19 protein-coding genes are annotated in these 13,764 nt (G+C 61.2%); 18 read left to right on the forward strand and 1 reads right to left on the reverse strand.

All coding sequences use genetic code 11. The features are described from left to right. Positions 1-11: 11 nt before the first annotated feature. The 8 genes from JNL55_RS03765 to flgN are packed head-to-tail and all read left to right on the forward strand — an operon-like array spanning position 12 to position 5,258. Entirely contained in the window at positions 12-302 is a 291-nt protein-coding gene (locus JNL55_RS03765; protein WP_293849460.1) for a hypothetical protein, read from the forward strand. Further along, the gene (locus JNL55_RS03770; RefSeq protein WP_293849462.1) at positions 299-1,408 is read left to right on the forward strand and encodes a flagellar hook-length control protein FliK; all 1,110 of its coding nucleotides are present in this window, start codon (positions 299-301) and stop codon (positions 1,406-1,408) included. Before JNL55_RS03765 ends, JNL55_RS03770 begins: the two co-directional genes overlap by 4 nt. Then, a complete protein-coding gene (locus tag JNL55_RS03775; protein WP_293849465.1) occupies positions 1,405-1,869 on the forward strand; it encodes a flagellar basal body-associated FliL family protein in 465 nt (154 codons plus the stop codon). Before JNL55_RS03770 ends, JNL55_RS03775 begins: the two co-directional genes overlap by 4 nt. 35 nt (positions 1,870-1,904) lie before the next feature. Beyond that, positions 1,905-2,615: a FliA/WhiG family RNA polymerase sigma factor gene (locus JNL55_RS03780; RefSeq protein ID WP_293849467.1), complete on the forward strand. Its 711-nt coding sequence runs from the start codon at positions 1,905-1,907 to the stop codon at positions 2,613-2,615. 18 nt (positions 2,616-2,633) lie between these two features. Continuing rightward, complete coding sequence (gene motA / locus JNL55_RS03785; protein ID WP_293849468.1) at positions 2,634-3,563, forward strand: flagellar motor stator protein MotA; 930 nt, start codon at positions 2,634-2,636, stop codon at positions 3,561-3,563. Further along, positions 3,544-4,533: a flagellar motor protein MotB gene (locus tag JNL55_RS03790; protein ID WP_293849469.1), complete on the forward strand. Its 990-nt coding sequence runs from the start codon at positions 3,544-3,546 to the stop codon at positions 4,531-4,533. The genes motA and JNL55_RS03790 overlap by 20 nt, the downstream gene beginning before the upstream one ends. Before the next feature lie 3 nt (positions 4,534-4,536). Further along, the gene (gene flgM, locus JNL55_RS03795; protein WP_293849471.1) at positions 4,537-4,833 is read left to right on the forward strand and encodes a flagellar biosynthesis anti-sigma factor FlgM; all 297 of its coding nucleotides are present in this window, start codon (positions 4,537-4,539) and stop codon (positions 4,831-4,833) included. Then, the gene (flgN, locus tag JNL55_RS03800; RefSeq protein ID WP_293849472.1) at positions 4,830-5,258 is read left to right on the forward strand and encodes a flagellar export chaperone FlgN; all 429 of its coding nucleotides are present in this window, start codon (positions 4,830-4,832) and stop codon (positions 5,256-5,258) included. The genes flgM and flgN overlap by 4 nt, the downstream gene beginning before the upstream one ends. 3 nt (positions 5,259-5,261) lie before the next feature. Here the strand turns inward: flgN and flgA are convergent, their stop codons facing one another. Continuing rightward, entirely contained in the window at positions 5,262-5,948 is a 687-nt protein-coding gene (gene flgA, locus JNL55_RS03805; RefSeq protein WP_293849474.1) for a flagellar basal body P-ring formation chaperone FlgA, read from the reverse strand. On the opposite strand from flgA, the gene flgB reads away from it, so the two are divergent. From flgB to flgK, 10 genes are all read left to right on the forward strand, one after another. Then, complete coding sequence (flgB, locus tag JNL55_RS03810; protein ID WP_293849476.1) at positions 5,947-6,312, forward strand: flagellar basal body rod protein FlgB; 366 nt, start codon at positions 5,947-5,949, stop codon at positions 6,310-6,312. The two genes, flgA and flgB, sit on opposite strands and share 2 nt — an antisense overlap. Before the next feature lie 15 nt (positions 6,313-6,327). Beyond that, complete coding sequence (gene flgC, locus JNL55_RS03815) at positions 6,328-6,750, forward strand: flagellar basal body rod protein FlgC (RefSeq protein WP_293849479.1); 423 nt, start codon at positions 6,328-6,330, stop codon at positions 6,748-6,750. Between the two features lie 2 nt (positions 6,751-6,752). Further along, positions 6,753-7,400, forward strand: a complete 648-nt coding sequence (locus tag JNL55_RS03820) for a flagellar hook capping FlgD N-terminal domain-containing protein (RefSeq protein WP_293849482.1) — start codon at positions 6,753-6,755, stop codon at positions 7,398-7,400. A 31-nt stretch (positions 7,401-7,431) separates the two neighbouring features. Continuing rightward, entirely contained in the window at positions 7,432-8,619 is a 1,188-nt protein-coding gene (locus tag JNL55_RS03825; RefSeq protein ID WP_293849485.1) for a flagellar hook protein FlgE, read from the forward strand. An 8-nt stretch (positions 8,620-8,627) separates the two neighbouring features. Further along, positions 8,628-9,356, forward strand: coding sequence for a flagellar basal body rod protein FlgF (locus JNL55_RS03830; RefSeq protein WP_293849488.1), 729 nt, complete (start codon positions 8,628-8,630; stop codon positions 9,354-9,356). A gap of 21 nt (positions 9,357-9,377) precedes the next feature. Further along, complete coding sequence (flgG, locus tag JNL55_RS03835; protein WP_293849490.1) at positions 9,378-10,166, forward strand: flagellar basal-body rod protein FlgG; 789 nt, start codon at positions 9,378-9,380, stop codon at positions 10,164-10,166. Positions 10,167-10,171: 5 nt separating this feature from the next. Then, the gene (gene flgH / locus JNL55_RS03840; protein WP_293849492.1) at positions 10,172-10,840 is read left to right on the forward strand and encodes a flagellar basal body L-ring protein FlgH; all 669 of its coding nucleotides are present in this window, start codon (positions 10,172-10,174) and stop codon (positions 10,838-10,840) included. Positions 10,841-10,851: 11 nt separating this feature from the next. After that, positions 10,852-11,997 (forward strand): flagellar basal body P-ring protein FlgI, encoded by a 1,146-nt coding sequence (locus JNL55_RS03845; RefSeq protein ID WP_293849495.1) that lies wholly within the window; start codon positions 10,852-10,854, stop codon positions 11,995-11,997. 19 nt (positions 11,998-12,016) lie between these two features. Continuing rightward, on the forward strand, positions 12,017-12,310 hold the full coding sequence (locus JNL55_RS03850) for a rod-binding protein (protein WP_293849497.1): 294 nt from the start codon (positions 12,017-12,019) through the stop codon (positions 12,308-12,310). Positions 12,311-12,374: 64 nt separating this feature from the next. Further along, on the forward strand, positions 12,375-13,754 hold the full coding sequence (flgK, locus tag JNL55_RS03855) for a flagellar hook-associated protein FlgK (protein ID WP_293849498.1): 1,380 nt from the start codon (positions 12,375-12,377) through the stop codon (positions 13,752-13,754). The last annotated feature ends 10 nt before the right edge of the window (positions 13,755-13,764 follow it).

Here is a 13,764-nt window from a genome sequence, read left to right on the forward strand (position 1 = left end):
ACGGACAACTCATGAGCATTGCTCGCAACTTGCTGAGCGCTTCCCAGCGCGGCGATTGGACGCTGTTGGAAAGCGTGGACCGCCAGCTTGCCGAACTGCTGACCCGGCGCACCGAGTGGGGGCAATGGTCGCAACAGGAAATGACGGCGCTAGCGACTGTGCAGCGAGCTCATGAGCAAGCTCGCGAACGTTGCGTTACTGAGACGCAAGCCATGCGCACGCGGCTCGGCCAGATGCGAGATCAGAAGGCTGGTTGGCTGGCTTATGCGGTGAACGGCGAAGTCGCTGAGGAGCGCGCATGACCGCCATCGCGTTCGGCGCCGCTGCGTTGGCCAACGACACTCCGATTGCGAGCTCGCAGTCGGCGTCGTCGCAGTTGCCGATTTCGCAGTCGCCGGCGTTGCCGAAGACCGCGCTGCCGGTGACGCCGATTCGCTTCGGCGAACAATTGCGTCAGTCCTTGGGTGCCGACGTGTTGAGCGTTTTGCCGGTGGCCGCACGTGGGCCAAACCAGGCCGCGACGGCTGACGATCTGGCGCTCGAACAGTTAGCCACGACTGACGAGGAAGAGGTCAGCGAAGCGCTGCCGACCTTCCCGGGTTTGATTACGTTCACTCAGCCTATCGCTGTGCCGCTCGAGTACGCGCAGCGTTCTTCGAGCTACTCGCAGCAACAGTCACAAGCCGCCCAGCCGATTGCAACGGTGTCGCAGCTCTTGCAGCCGGCCGTATCTCGCGATCAGCCATCGCTGAGTGTGCTCGCTGCGATTCCTGAAACCTCCGCGCTCGGGGCGATGACCATCAATGCGGCGACGATGTCGCTGGTGTCGAAAGCGACCTCGGCTGCCTTGGCTGCTGAAAACCAGTCTGCGCTGCCGGTGACACAGCTCGCGTCGCTGACTAACGCCGGGCTGGCCCAGGCTTTGGTCGAAGGCATGACTCAGCAGCCAGGCGTGTTGGCGCCGGTGGCCGCACAGCAAGCGCAGTCGTTGAACACTCAGCGCTCTGCGCTGGAAGTGGCGCTCGGCGATCGGCTTCAGCTGCAGATTACTCAGCGTAGCGAGCACGCCGTGATTCGGCTCGATCCGCCGTCCATGGGCAGCATCGAGATCGTGATTCAGCGTGAGGCCGGCACCATTCAGGTTCATCTGCGAGCCAGCCATCCGGAAGTCGCTCGCCAGCTACAAGGCATCGGCGATTCGCTGCGCCAGGATTTGATTCACCGGCAGAACGGCGATGTGTCCGTGCATGTGTCCGATAGCTCGCGTGAGCAGTACGCCAACCAGCAAGGCCAGCGTCAATCGCAGTCACAGTCTCAGCGCGAACAGCCGGGCCGTGCGCTGTCGGAATCGAATGAAGAGTCGGCCAGGACATTCACGCTGGCGGTGGATGAGGAGCGGGGCGCATGAGTTTTGGAAAGATGGCAGCCGCGTTGGTGGCCGTAGCGGTGGTGGCGATTGGCTTGGGTGCCGGCGCCACTTGGTGGTTCATGCATGGCGGTAGCGCTGTGTCCAGCGCCGAGGCAGCTCCAGTCCCGGATCCCGATCCGCGCTCCTATAAATATGTGAGCTTGGAAAAGGTCATTGTGATGTTGCGTGGGGTGGAAGGCGAACCGGCGCCGCACTACCTCGCTCTCGATCTGGTGTTCAAGACACCGTTGGAAGAAGAGAAAACAGCGCGTGAACACTTGCCGCTGCTACGTAGCGTGGCCGTGAAGGCGCTGTCGACGCTCACTATGGATGAAGCCAGCAAGATCACGGTAGATGAGCTGACCGCGACCATGAACAAGGCCTACACAGACAGCTACGCCAAGGACAAGGCAGGCCGTCCGTTCGCCGATGTGATGATCGGTAAGTTGATTGTCGAATAGTCGAAGTTGAACAGTCGAAGTTGAATAGTCGAACCATGCCAGCCGGATACGCCACCACGGAAGAGTTCGTCGCCGCGCCTTTGAGCGCAGCCGACGAGCAGCGTCAGTTGGTGACGTTCGCGCCTCTGGTGAAGCGCGTCGTCAAGCAACTGGAATTGCAGGCCGGTGGCGCGATCGATCGCGAAGATCTGCAGCAGATCGGTCTGATGGGATTGCTGGACGCGCTCCGTCGTTACGGCATGCCCGACGACAAGTTCCCTGCATACGCCAGCGTGCGTGTGCGAGGTGCGATTCTCGACGAGCTGCGTCGGCAGGACTGGCGGCCGCGCACTGTTCGCCAAGAGACTCATCGCGTGCGCGATGGCGTGCGGAATCTGGCTCGAAAGCTGGGTCGTGAGCCGACGGCGGCGGAGACGCAGCAGGCGCTCGGTCTCAGCGTCGAGCAGTATCAGGAATATCAGTTGGCCCAGAGCGCCGAGCAGCTGGCCAACTTCGACGAGTTGTTACAGCAGCTCACCGAGCAGTCCAGCGACCGGCGACATACGCCCGAGTCGCAGCTGCTGCTCCAACGCAGTATCGAGCAGGCGCTGAAGCGCTTGAACGATCGAGAGCAGCGAGTGGTGCAGCTGTATTACGAATTCGATTTGAGCTTGAAGGAGATTGCCCACGTGCTCGACCTGACCGAGGCGCGCGTGTGTCAGATCAACAAGCAGGCTTTGCGAAAGTTACGGGAGCTGCTGCAGTAGCAGCGGAAGGATCGATAGATGCAATCGCTAGTTGGCATTGCCACCATTCTGCTGTGTGTGTTCGGCGGCTTCATGCTGCACGGTGGTGACTTGGGTGTCATCTGGCAGCCGGTGGAACTCATCATCATTCTCGGCGCCGGCTGCGGCACCATCATCTTGGGTAATCCCCGGCACGTGCTCAGCGAAATGTGGCTGCAGGTAAAGGAAGTGCTCGGCCGTCGCAAGGACGGCGGAGAGTTTCAGCGGCAGTTGTTGCTGCTCATGTATGAACTGTTGCAGACCGCTGCCGGCGGTTTGAAAGCGCTGGACGCGCACGTCGAAGCCCCACACGAGAGCGAGCTGTTCAAGCGCTATCCGATGGTGTTGCACGAGCCCAAGCTGATGCATTTCATCGTCGACAATTTCCGCTTGATGGCCATGGGCAAGATCAGCGCGCACGAACTCGAAGGCGTGCTGGAGCAGGAGATCGATGCGATTCACGAAGAGATGTCGCAGCCGGCACGTTCGCTGAGCAAGGTCGGCGATGCCATGCCTGGCTTCGGCATTCTGGCGGCGGTGCTCGGCATCGTGATGGCCATGAACTCGGTGGCCGCCGGCGCCGACACCGGCGAAGTCGCGATGGCCGTGGCCGCTGCGATGGTCGGTACCTTCATCGGCATCTTCATGAGCTACGGCGTGCTCGATCCCATTGCCAACCGGATGCGTCAGTTGGTGGATGAAGAACGCACGGCCCTCGATTCGGTGAAGGTGGTGCTGGTCACGCATGTCGCCGGCAAGCCGCCGCTGTTGGCCATCGACGCCGGCCGCCGCTTGGTGCAATTGAACAGCAAGCCCAGCTTCGCGCGTCTGGAAGGCTGGATCGAGAAGTTGCGTAATCCGGATCAGGCCGAGGAGCCGGCTACGCCGCGACGTCGCAAGGGAGACTTAGGTGCTCAACAAGCAGCTTGATAAAGGCCAACAGGCCGTCGTCAAGCGCGTCACTCGTCGTCATGGCGAGGAGGGGCATGGCGGTTCGGCGTGGAAGGTCGCTTTCGCCGATTTTTGCTTGGCGTTGCTGTGCTTGTTCCTGGTGATGTGGCTGATGGCTTCACGTCAGCAGGAGCATTTGCAGGATCTGTTGAAGGCGGCCGGCGGCAGCTTGCTCGACGAAGGCCGCGGCAAGGTATCCATGTCGATGGGTGGACCGCGCGGCAGTTTGATCGCTCGCGAACCGCTGCCGAGCAATGGCGACACGATTGCCAAACGCAAGGCTGCCACCGGCGACAGCGAGCCCAGAGGCCCGGGCGAGGGCATGCGCTTGTCGAAGGCGCACTATGAGTCGCACGCCGACATGGTCGAGCTGTCGCAGATCCTGGCGCAGTTGGGCGCTGATGTCGGCCTGGCCAACAACATTCGCACCATCATTACTCCGTACGGCCTGCGCGTGCTGCTGCATGACACTGAGAAGCAGGGCATGTTCCAGCGAGGTAGCTCGGCGCCGAACGAACGTTTCCGCCGTTTGTTGAAAAACCTCGGCCCGCTGTTCAGCCAGATCGACAATCAGATGCTGATCGTCGGCCACACCGATTCATTGCAATACGCCGATCAGAGTTACAGCGCGTTCTCCAACTGGACCTTGTCCAGCGAGCGCGCCATGACGGCTCGCAGCTACTTGCTCGCCGGCGGCATGCCGTCGAAGAGCGTGTTGCAAGTGGTGGGTCAGGCCGATAGCGCGCCGATCAATCCGAGCGACACCACGGCTCACGAAAATCGTCGTATCGAACTGCTCATTCTCACTCGCGGCCAGGCACACGCCATCGTGCAGATGTTTGGCGCGCCGACGGACACCCTGCCGTTGCAAGACGATGTGAGCACCAGCCTGCCAAACAGCGAAGCTCTGGAAGAGCTGCGCGGCCAGCTGCACGACAGGGACTCATAAATCATGCGCACCAAGTCTCGAGGCTCGAACATGAAGGTCGTTCCGGGGTCTGCCACCACACCGGTGGCGGGCATTGCTCCAGCAGCGGAAATTCGCACGCCTACGGCGAGCACTACGACGAGCACCAGCACACTGCAGTCGGCCGTCTTGCAGCCGGCGGTGGCGGCTCTGCGTGAGCTGCCTGATATCGATCATGCCAAGGTATCGGCATTGAAGACCGCGTTGGAGCGGGGCGAACTGCCGTTCGATCCGGCCAAGCTGGCGGCATTGATCGAGCGCTATCACCGGAGCAGCAGATGACGGCGCGCGAGGCACTCGGCCGCCTGGTGAAAGGCGTGCATGCGGATCTTGGCGACTATCGCGCGTTGCGCGAGTTGCTGGATGCGCAGTTCGAGGCCGCACTTCAACATCGTTCGGCAGTCATTGGCGACGTTGCCAACCGTATCTCCGAGCTCACGACGCAGTTAGAAACTCGTCGTAAAGAACGCGTCGCGCTCGCCAAGGTGCTGATAGGCAAGCAAGCCAGCGTCACGATTTCAGCGGTTGCCGCTCGGCTGCCGAACAGCGCGCGGCCAGCGTTCAATGAGTGGTGGAACTCGCTCGAGAAGCTGGTCCAGGAGTGCAAGCGGCTCAATCAGCGCAATTGTAACTTGCTGATGAGTCAGCACGAGATCCTGCAGCGAGTGTTGCAGGTGGGCAGTGGAGGGACGTATGCGCCGTCCTGAATCCTATCGCGCCTCCACCGGCTCGACCGTGTCTTGCGCAATGACGCGAGCACGAATGACGGTGCCGTTCGCCGAATTCTTGACGGAGATGACCTCGCCACGCTTGCCGGCTTGCAGTGCTTCAGCGGCGACGTGCACTTCGACGCCGGCGTTGCGGGCGACGATGGTGACTTTCGAGTTACGTTTGACCAGCACGCTGTCGTTGAGCCAGCGTCGATCCACGACTTGGCCCGCTTTCAACACGCGGCGGCTGGTTTTGCCCGCGACATCTTCAATGCCTGCGATTGCGCCCGGTGTGTTGGTCACATCACGACGCTCGCGCTTGAGCGCTGACGCATCGATGGGTTGGCCGGCCTTGAGCTCTTCAGTCGCGACGACGACGTCGGCAGCAATAGTTGCTCGCACCACGACTTCGCGTTTCTCGCCATTACATAGTGCGGCGAAACGCATGCGCGACGGTTGTCGGACGTCGATTGTTTCTATTCGTGGATCGCTCGGACACCCACCGAGATTTGCTGTAGTGAATTTCAGCTTAAGTTGCGGTTCCACCCAGCCGATGGACTCCGCGTATCGATTGAGCTGCTCTCGCGCGGCACGTTCGATGGCACTGTCGAAGGTGCTGGCCGACCACGCACCGGAAGCGGGCAACGACAGTAACAACAGTAACGCGTAACAAGATTTCATAAGCATGGCCATCAACTTCGACAAAGCTCTGGGTATTCACGCCGACGCTCTGCGTCTGCGCGCCGAGCGCACTAAAGTGCTGGCGTCCAATCTCGCCAACGAGAGCACTCCCGGCTATCAGGCTCGCGACATCGATTTCGCCGCCAGCCTGGCGCGTGCCACTGCGGCGAGCGACGACGACGGCTTGGTGCTCGACACTGGTGCACCGGACGTCATGTATCGCGTGCCCAATCACCCGTCGGCCGACGGCAATACCGTCGAGCTGGGCGTGGAGCAGGCTGCATTCTCGCAGAATGCTTCGGACTTCCAAACCTCTCTGACCTTCATCGGCATGAAGTTGCGTGGTTTGGCCAAGGCCATCCAAGGATAAGGAGAGGGTTGAGTCATGTCGTTTCGAGATATTGCCAACATTGCCGGCTCGGCCATGAACGCACAGAGCGTGCGGCTCAACACTGTCGCCAGCAATTTGGCCAACGCCGATACCGCTGCCAGCAGCGAGGTCGAGGCCTATCGCGCTCGCAAGCCGGTGTTCGCCGCCGTGTTCGATCGTAACGCGACCGATGATGCTTTGGCCGGTGCACGCGTGCAGGTGTTGGATGTCGTGCAGAGCACGGAGCCAGTGCGTGAGGCTTACGAGCCGGACAACCCACTCGCCAACGCCGAAGGCGTGGTGTTCTACCCCAACGTCAATTCCGTCGCCGAGATGACCGACATGATGTCGGCCTCGCGCGCCTTTGAAACCAATGTCGAAGTCCTGAGCCGGCTCAAAGCCATGCAACAGTCGTTGTTGCGGCTCGGTGAGGAGTGAGCATGACCACCGCAACGTCCAGCGTCGCCAGCAGCAGCGCCAGTTCGTCCAGCTCGTCGATCGCCGGCAATGGCGAAATGACCCAGCTGTTCACCAAGCTGCTGATCGCCCAGATTCAGAATCAGAATCCGCTCGAACCCACCGACCCGAGTCAGTTCGTCAGCCAGCTGACCCAGCTCACGCAGGTCGAGTCGATGCAGCAGATGGTGACACAGACCAGTGCCAGCGCCGCGATGCTCGAGAGCATGCAAGTGATGGCGCTCGGTGCGCAGGTCGGTTCGGATGTCACCGCTGTGACCGATCGACTCGTGCTGAGCGACAGCGTGGTGTCGGGACAATTCACTTTGGCAGCGAGCAGCGCCTCGGTGGCGTTGGTGCTCGAAGATTCGAGCGGCCAGCAGCGTCGTATCGAGCTGGGCACGCGCTCGGCCGGCGACGTGAATTTCGACATCGATCCGCAAGCGCTGGGTCTCACCGCCGGTTCGTACTCCGTACGGGTCGAGACCGCGACCAGCGAGTCGCCTGAGGTCGAAGTGCAGGGCACCTTGCAGAGCGTGCGGATCTCGGCGACCGAAGGCGCGGTGCTCCAGGTGAGTGGCCTGGGCACCATCAGCGCCAGCGCCATCACGGCCTTCAACGGCCGGTCGTAAGTTTAATTCTTAGGAATTCCAGGGAGCGTCCATGAGCTTCAACATCGCCTTGTCTGGCATCAATGCCATCAACACCGAGCTGAACGCGATCAGTAACAACATCGCCAACGCCAACACCTATGGCTTCAAGTCCAGCCGCGCCAACTTTGCCGCAATGTACGCGGGCTCGCAGGCCATGGGCACGGAAGCGTCGTCACTGACTCAGAGCATCGATGTGGGCGGCGGCATTCTGACCACCGGCCGCAGCCTCGACGCATCGATTCAGGGTCGTGGCTTCTTCGTCACGCGTGATACGTCGGGCGCCGAAGTTTATACCCGCGTCGGCATCTTCTCGGTCGATAAGGACGGCTATCTGGCCGACAGCTTCGGCCGTCGCGTGCAGGGCTATGCGGCTCTCGCCAACAGCACGGCGCTCGGCGCGTTCGGTGACTTGCGCGTGCCGACCGGTCAGATTCCGGCTCAGGCCAGCACCACGCTAGACTACGTGGGCAACTTGTCCGCCGATTGGACGGTGCCGACGGTGACGCCGTTCGATCGCACCGATCCGCAGTCGTTCAACGGCTCGATGGTGTCAGTGGTGTACGACTCGCTGGGTGTTCAACACAGCGTTACGCAGTACTTCGTAAAGAGCGGCACCAACCAGGTCACCGTTCACTACAGCAGCGAAGGCGTCACTCTGCCGACGACCACCGTGCTCGATTTCAACACCAGCGGTCAGCTCACTTCGCCGACCGGCGCTGTGCCACTGGCTTTGGGCACGCCGACGGGCGCAGCAGCTCTGACCATCAACGTGAACTACGCCGGCACCACTCAATCGGCTGGTGAAGCGACTACGACCACCAACGCTACCAACGGCTACGCAGCGGGCACATATCTCGGCCTGCAGCTCGCTGAAGACGGCGGCGTGATGGCTCAGTACAGCAACGGCGAGAAGCAGCGTATCGGCACGATTGCTGTCGCGACATTCCCCTCGGAAGGCGCGCTGATTCAGGTCAGCGATACGGCCTGGACGACGTCGAGCGGGTCCGGTTCGCCGTTGTACTCCACGCCGGGCATCGGCATGGCCGGCACCTTGACGCCGGGCTCGCTGGAACAGTCCAACGTCGATATGACTCAGCAGTTGGTCAATCTCATGACCTCGCAGCGTAACTATCAGGCCAACAGCAAAGTCATCGCCGCCGAGAACGAGATGATGCAGTCGCTGATGCAGGCGGTCTAAGTTAGCTCATGGACGCGCTGATCTACACATTGATGAGCGGTGCCGAGCGCGGCTTGCGCGCTCAGCAGATTCACGCCAACAACCTCGCCAATCTGGAGACGGGCGGGTTCCGCGCCGATTTGGAATTGGCGACCAGCCGGGCTGTGGATACTGGCTACGGTTACGACGCGCGCCACATGAGTCAGCTGCAAGCGAACTCGGTGGCTTCACGCGAAGGTGTGTTGCGTGCGACCGGCCAGGATCTGGACGTTGCCATCGCCGGCCAAGGCTACTTCGCGGTTCAGTACGGCGAGGGTGAGGCTTACACGCGGGCGGGCCACTTCGTCGTCGATCAAGACGGTCAGCTGACGCTCGACGGTCGCGCCGTGCTCGGCGATGGCGGTCCCATCGTGTTACCGCAGTTCTCGAAAGTACAGATCGCAAGCGACGGTGTGATCTCCGTGCAAGCGCCGGGTCAGCAGGAAATGCAGCAGGTCGACAAGCTGCGTCTGGTGAAGCCGGACGCGGATCAAGTCACCAAGAACCCCGCAGGGTTGATCGTCGCGCGTAACGGCCAGCCGTTCGCCGGCGATGAAACAGTCACGGTACGCAGCGGTCATCTCGAAGGCAGCAATGTGTCTGCCGTCGAAGAAATGATCGCCGTCATGAATCTCACGCGTGAGTTCGAGATTCAGATGAAGTTGTACAAGGCAACCGATGCGATGGCCGAAGGCGGCAATCGTCTGGTCGGTGGCTAGTAGAAATATTTTGGAGCTCCCATGAATCCGGCAATGTGGATCAGTAAGACGGGCGTGCAGGCACAGGATGCCAAGCTGCAGGCCATCGCGAACAATCTGGCCAACGTGAATACCGTGGGCTACAAGCGCGATCGCGCCGTGTTCGCCGACTTGTTTTATCAGGTGGAGCGTCCGCCCGGGGCTCGCAACGACGACAACACAGTGTTGCCGTCTGGTGTGCAGCTCGGCAACGGCACGCGCTTGGTGGGCACGCAGAAAGTGTTTACCACCGGCAATCTGCAGACCACCGGCCAGACTTACGACGTGGCCATCGAAGGTCAGGGCTTTTTCCAGGTCGAACAGGCCAACGGCGAGTTCGCTTACACGCGCGCCGGTCAGTTGACCGTGAGCGATGAAGGCCGCTTGGTCACTGCGACCGGCATGCCGATTGCGCCCGAAGTCACCATTCCTGCCAACGCCACCAACGTGGTCATCGGCGAGAACGGCACCGTGTCCGCGACCATATCGGGTCAGACCGAGCCGGCGCAGGTCGGCCAGATCACGCTGGTGAACTTCATGAATCCCGCTGGCCTGCTGGCCTTCGGCGACAACCTGTATCAGGAAACTGTTGCGAGCGGCGTGCCCAACGAAGGCACTCCAGGTCAGGACGCCCTGGGCAAGCTCAAGCAGGGCGCGCTCGAAGGTTCCAACGTGCAGGTGGTCGAAGAGATGGTCGACATGATCGCCGCTCAACGCACCTACGAGATGAACACCAAGGTGCTGACCTCGGCCGACAACATGCTCCAGTACCTCGCGCAGGCCGTGCGGTAATGATCATGAACGTTCGCCGCTCTTGCACTCCGCTGTTCGCGTTGGCTGCGACGCTGCTGTTGTCCGGCTGCTCGATGCTGCCGAGGCAGAAGCCGGCGGAAGAACCGCCTGTGGTTCCCGAGTTCACGGCTTTGCCGAAAGGCACCAGCGGCGGCGTGTTCACAGCAGAGCGGCCTTGGGCGTTGGTAGCAGACGTGCGTGCGTTTCGGCCGGGCGATGTGTTGACGGTGGTCTTGCTGGAAACCACGCAGGCTCGCAAGAGCGCCGACACCAGCCTCGGCAAGAGCAGCAGCGTAGACATTCCCAACTTCACCATCGGCCATAGCAGCATCGATGCGAACACCAGCATTTCGGCGGATCGAGAATTCTCCGGCAGCGCCAGCAGCACTCAACAGAACGCGCTACAGGGTGCGTTGACGGTGATCGTGCAGGAAGTTCTGCCGAACGGCCTGTTGCGGGTCCATGGCGAGAAAAGTTTGCTGTTGAATCAAGGTGAGGAGTTCTTGCGAGTCTCCGGCTTCGTTCGCGCCGAGGATATCGATGCCGAGAACCGGATTTCGTCGCAGCGAGTCGCCAATGCACGCATCGCCTATTCAGGTCGCGGCAGTTTGGCCGATTCCAATCAGGCGGGCTGGCTGACACGTTTCTTCAGCAGTCCGTGGATGCCGTTCTAAGGACCTGACGCATGTTCATGCAACGACTTGCACTTCGACGAACACTGGGGGCGCTGACGTTGGTCTTGTCCATCGGCCTGCTGAGTGTGCCGGCCGAGGCCAATGTGCCGTCGTCGGCCACCAAGCCGTTGCGCTCGCTGGTCAGTGTCGAAGGCGTGCGTGAAAACCAGTTGCTAGGTTATGGCCTGGTGGTCGGCTTGCAAGGCACCGGCGATGGCACTCAGGTGAAGTTTGCCGGCCAGTCGGTCGCCAACATGCTGAAACAGTTTGGGGTGAAGTTGCCCGAAGGCACCGACCCTCGGTTACGTAACGTCGCTACTGTCATGGTCAGCGCGGTGTTTCCTCCCGGATATCGACGGGGCCAGAAGATCGACGTTACGGTCTCTTCCATGGGCGACGCCAAGAGCCTGCGTGGCGGCTTGTTGTTGCTCACACCGCTGCGCGCTGCGGACTCGGAAGTCTACGCACTCGCTCAGGGCAACCTGGTCGTCGGCGGCTTGTCGGCGCAAGGGGCGAGCGGCTCCAGCGTGACTGTGAATTCGCCGACCTCGGGTCGCGTGCCCAACGGTGGCACGGTCGAACGCGAGATCGAGACCGATTTCGACACTCGCCCAACCGTGTTGCTCAGCTTGAAGCTGCCTAGCTTCCAGACGGCCACTAACATCGTGCAAGCCATCAATAAGCGCTATGGCTCTGTCGCCACCACCCGCAATGCTACGAGCGTTGAAGTGATCGCGCCGATGGACCCGACCGCGCGCGTCGCCTTCGTCGCCGGTTTGGAAACGTTGCCGGTCGACACGGGCACGTCCCAGCCCAAAGTCGTGTTCAATTCGCGTACCGGCACGGTGGTCATCTCCGAAGGCGTGCGAGTGCGCTCGGCGGCGATTTCTCATGGTGGCTTGAAGGTGGTCATCAGCGAGACGCCGCAGGTAAGCCAGCCGAATCCGTTCAGCCAAGGTCAGACAGTAGTGACGCCACAGTCCGACGTGTCGGTCACGCAAGACGAAGGTCGCATGTTCCAGTGGCCGGAAGGGGTGAGCCTGCAAGCCATCATCGATACGGTCAACAGCACCGGTGCGACACCGGACGATTTGATGGCCATCCTGCAGGCGTTGGATCAAGTCGGTGCCATCGAAGGCGAGCTGACGGTCATCTGATTTCATTCAAGAGCCCGGCATGAACGTCACCGCCATTGCGTCGACCGCTGCGACTCCGGACGAAGACGCTGTTTATCGCGCCAAAGTTCAGCAGGCCGCCGAGAAGTTCGAAAGCTTTTTCATCTCGCAGATGCTGCGTCAGATGCGTAGCGCCACGCGTGAAATCGCCGGCGAAGACAGCGTCTACAGCAGCAACAGTCACAGCGACATGCTCGACTTTGCCGATACTTCCTTTGCCGACGCGATGTCGCAACAGCGCGCGTTCGGTATCGCCGACGTGATCGTGCGTCAGCTGCTGCCCGCCAGTAAATAACCTTTAAAAAATAACTGGGCAGGCACTTAATTGTTGGGCGCGGCTGGTCGCTTTCCAATCCAGCATGAGCATCATCTATAACGCACTCTCGGGCGCAATGGCGGCACAGGCGGCTTTGGCCACCACCAGCCAGAACGTTGCCAACGTGATGACGCCGGGCTATACGCGCCAGGGTGTCCTGCTGGCGTCCGTGCAGCCACTGCAGTCTGGCGCACTGAGCGCGGGTAGCGGTGTGAAAGTGCCAGCGCTGCTGCGCTTCAGCGACGGCTACAAGAGTTTGCAGTTGTGGAACGCCGCTTCCGAACTTGGCCAGCGCACCACCGCGCAGCCGTACCTGACTCAGCTCGAGCAAGTGATGGGCGATGAGCAGTCAGGTATCAATAGCGGTTTGGATGCGTTCTTCAGCGCGTTGAACGCCGCCAGCGTCGATCCGACGTCGAGCCCGCTACGACAACAGGTCATCACGTCCGCGGATGCGCTGGCGCAGCGCTTCAACAGCCTCACGCAGTTGTTGTCGAATCAGCGCGCGGCTGTCGTTCAACAACGCCAGACCACGATTACCCAGGTCAACGGCCTGTCCAAAGACATCGCCGAACTGAACCGTCAGATCGCCGCGACTCAAGGCACCGGCGTGAATCCGTCGGCGCTCATCGATGCGCGCGACAACAAGATCGATGAGTTGTCCGGCCTGGTGGCTTTGCAAGTCGTCGAACAGGCCGATGGCACGCGTAGCATCTCGTTGCGCGGCGGTCAGCCGTTAGTGGTTGGCGCACGTGCCGCGACGATGAGTGCGGTTACCAATCCCGACGGTTCGCAAACGTTGCAAGTGGGCTTCGCCAACGAAACGTTCATTTTGTCCAAGACCGGCTTGGGCGGTGAGCTCGGCGGCTTGGAGGATTACGAAGCCAACACGCTGGTGCCGATGATCCAATCCATTAGCGACATGGCCGAGCAGTTGGCCGACGCGGTCAACACTCAGTTGGCGGCTGGCTTCAAGCCCGACGGCACGGCTGGCACGCCGCTGTTCGAATTCGATGCCTCCACTTCGACCGGCACGTTGCGCGTTACCAGCGGAATTCTGGCCAGCGATCTGGCTTTCTCTGCGGATGCGACCGCGCCCGGCAACAGCGATAACCTGCTGGAATTGATCGACATCCGCACTCAGTCGGTGACGTTGACCGGACTCGGCTCGGTGTCGCTGGCGGATGCCTCGACACAGTTGGTTGCCAAGCTGGGCATGACCAGTCAGCAGAATCAGGCCGCGATGGATACAGCGCAGACCGTGCGGAATCAAGCGGAAGAAAGCTGGAAATCCACCAGCGGCGTGAATACCGACGAAGAAGCCATCAACCTGATGCAATACCAGCAGATGTATCAGGCCAACATGAAAGTGATCGCAGTCGCCAACGAGCTGTTCGACAGCACGCTGGCGCTACTGGGTTGAGGAGGGCGTC

Source organism: Steroidobacter sp. (assembly GCF_016790065.1).
Taxonomy (GTDB): Bacteria; Pseudomonadota; Gammaproteobacteria; order Steroidobacterales; family Steroidobacteraceae; genus Steroidobacter.

Bases quoted from the DNA above. Each gene is read 5' to 3' on its own strand.
- JNL55_RS03765 (WP_293849460.1), top strand. From the start codon at position 12: ATGAGCATTGCTCGCAACTTGCTGAGCGCTTCCCAGCGCGGCGATTGG.
- JNL55_RS03770 (WP_293849462.1), top strand. From the start codon at position 299: ATGACCGCCATCGCGTTCGGCGCCGCTGCGTTGGCCAACGACACTCCG.
- JNL55_RS03775 (WP_293849465.1), top strand. From the start codon at position 1,405: ATGAGTTTTGGAAAGATGGCAGCCGCGTTGGTGGCCGTAGCGGTGGTG.
- JNL55_RS03780 (WP_293849467.1), top strand. From the start codon at position 1,905: ATGCCAGCCGGATACGCCACCACGGAAGAGTTCGTCGCCGCGCCTTTG.
- motA (WP_293849468.1), top strand. From the start codon at position 2,634: ATGCAATCGCTAGTTGGCATTGCCACCATTCTGCTGTGTGTGTTCGGC.
- flgM (WP_293849471.1), top strand. From the start codon at position 4,537: ATGCGCACCAAGTCTCGAGGCTCGAACATGAAGGTCGTTCCGGGGTCT.
- flgN (WP_293849472.1), top strand. From the start codon at position 4,830: ATGACGGCGCGCGAGGCACTCGGCCGCCTGGTGAAAGGCGTGCATGCG.
- flgB (WP_293849476.1), top strand. From the start codon at position 5,947: ATGGCCATCAACTTCGACAAAGCTCTGGGTATTCACGCCGACGCTCTG.
- flgA (WP_293849474.1), bottom strand. From the start codon at position 5,948: ATGCTTATGAAATCTTGTTACGCGTTACTGTTGTTACTGTCGTTGCCC.
- flgC (WP_293849479.1), top strand. From the start codon at position 6,328: ATGTCGTTTCGAGATATTGCCAACATTGCCGGCTCGGCCATGAACGCA.
- JNL55_RS03820 (WP_293849482.1), top strand. From the start codon at position 6,753: ATGACCACCGCAACGTCCAGCGTCGCCAGCAGCAGCGCCAGTTCGTCC.
- JNL55_RS03825 (WP_293849485.1), top strand. From the start codon at position 7,432: ATGAGCTTCAACATCGCCTTGTCTGGCATCAATGCCATCAACACCGAG.
- JNL55_RS03830 (WP_293849488.1), top strand. From the start codon at position 8,628: ATGGACGCGCTGATCTACACATTGATGAGCGGTGCCGAGCGCGGCTTG.
- flgG (WP_293849490.1), top strand. From the start codon at position 9,378: ATGAATCCGGCAATGTGGATCAGTAAGACGGGCGTGCAGGCACAGGAT.
- flgH (WP_293849492.1), top strand. From the start codon at position 10,172: ATGAACGTTCGCCGCTCTTGCACTCCGCTGTTCGCGTTGGCTGCGACG.
- JNL55_RS03845 (WP_293849495.1), top strand. From the start codon at position 10,852: ATGTTCATGCAACGACTTGCACTTCGACGAACACTGGGGGCGCTGACG.
- JNL55_RS03850 (WP_293849497.1), top strand. From the start codon at position 12,017: ATGAACGTCACCGCCATTGCGTCGACCGCTGCGACTCCGGACGAAGAC.
- flgK (WP_293849498.1), top strand. From the start codon at position 12,375: ATGAGCATCATCTATAACGCACTCTCGGGCGCAATGGCGGCACAGGCG.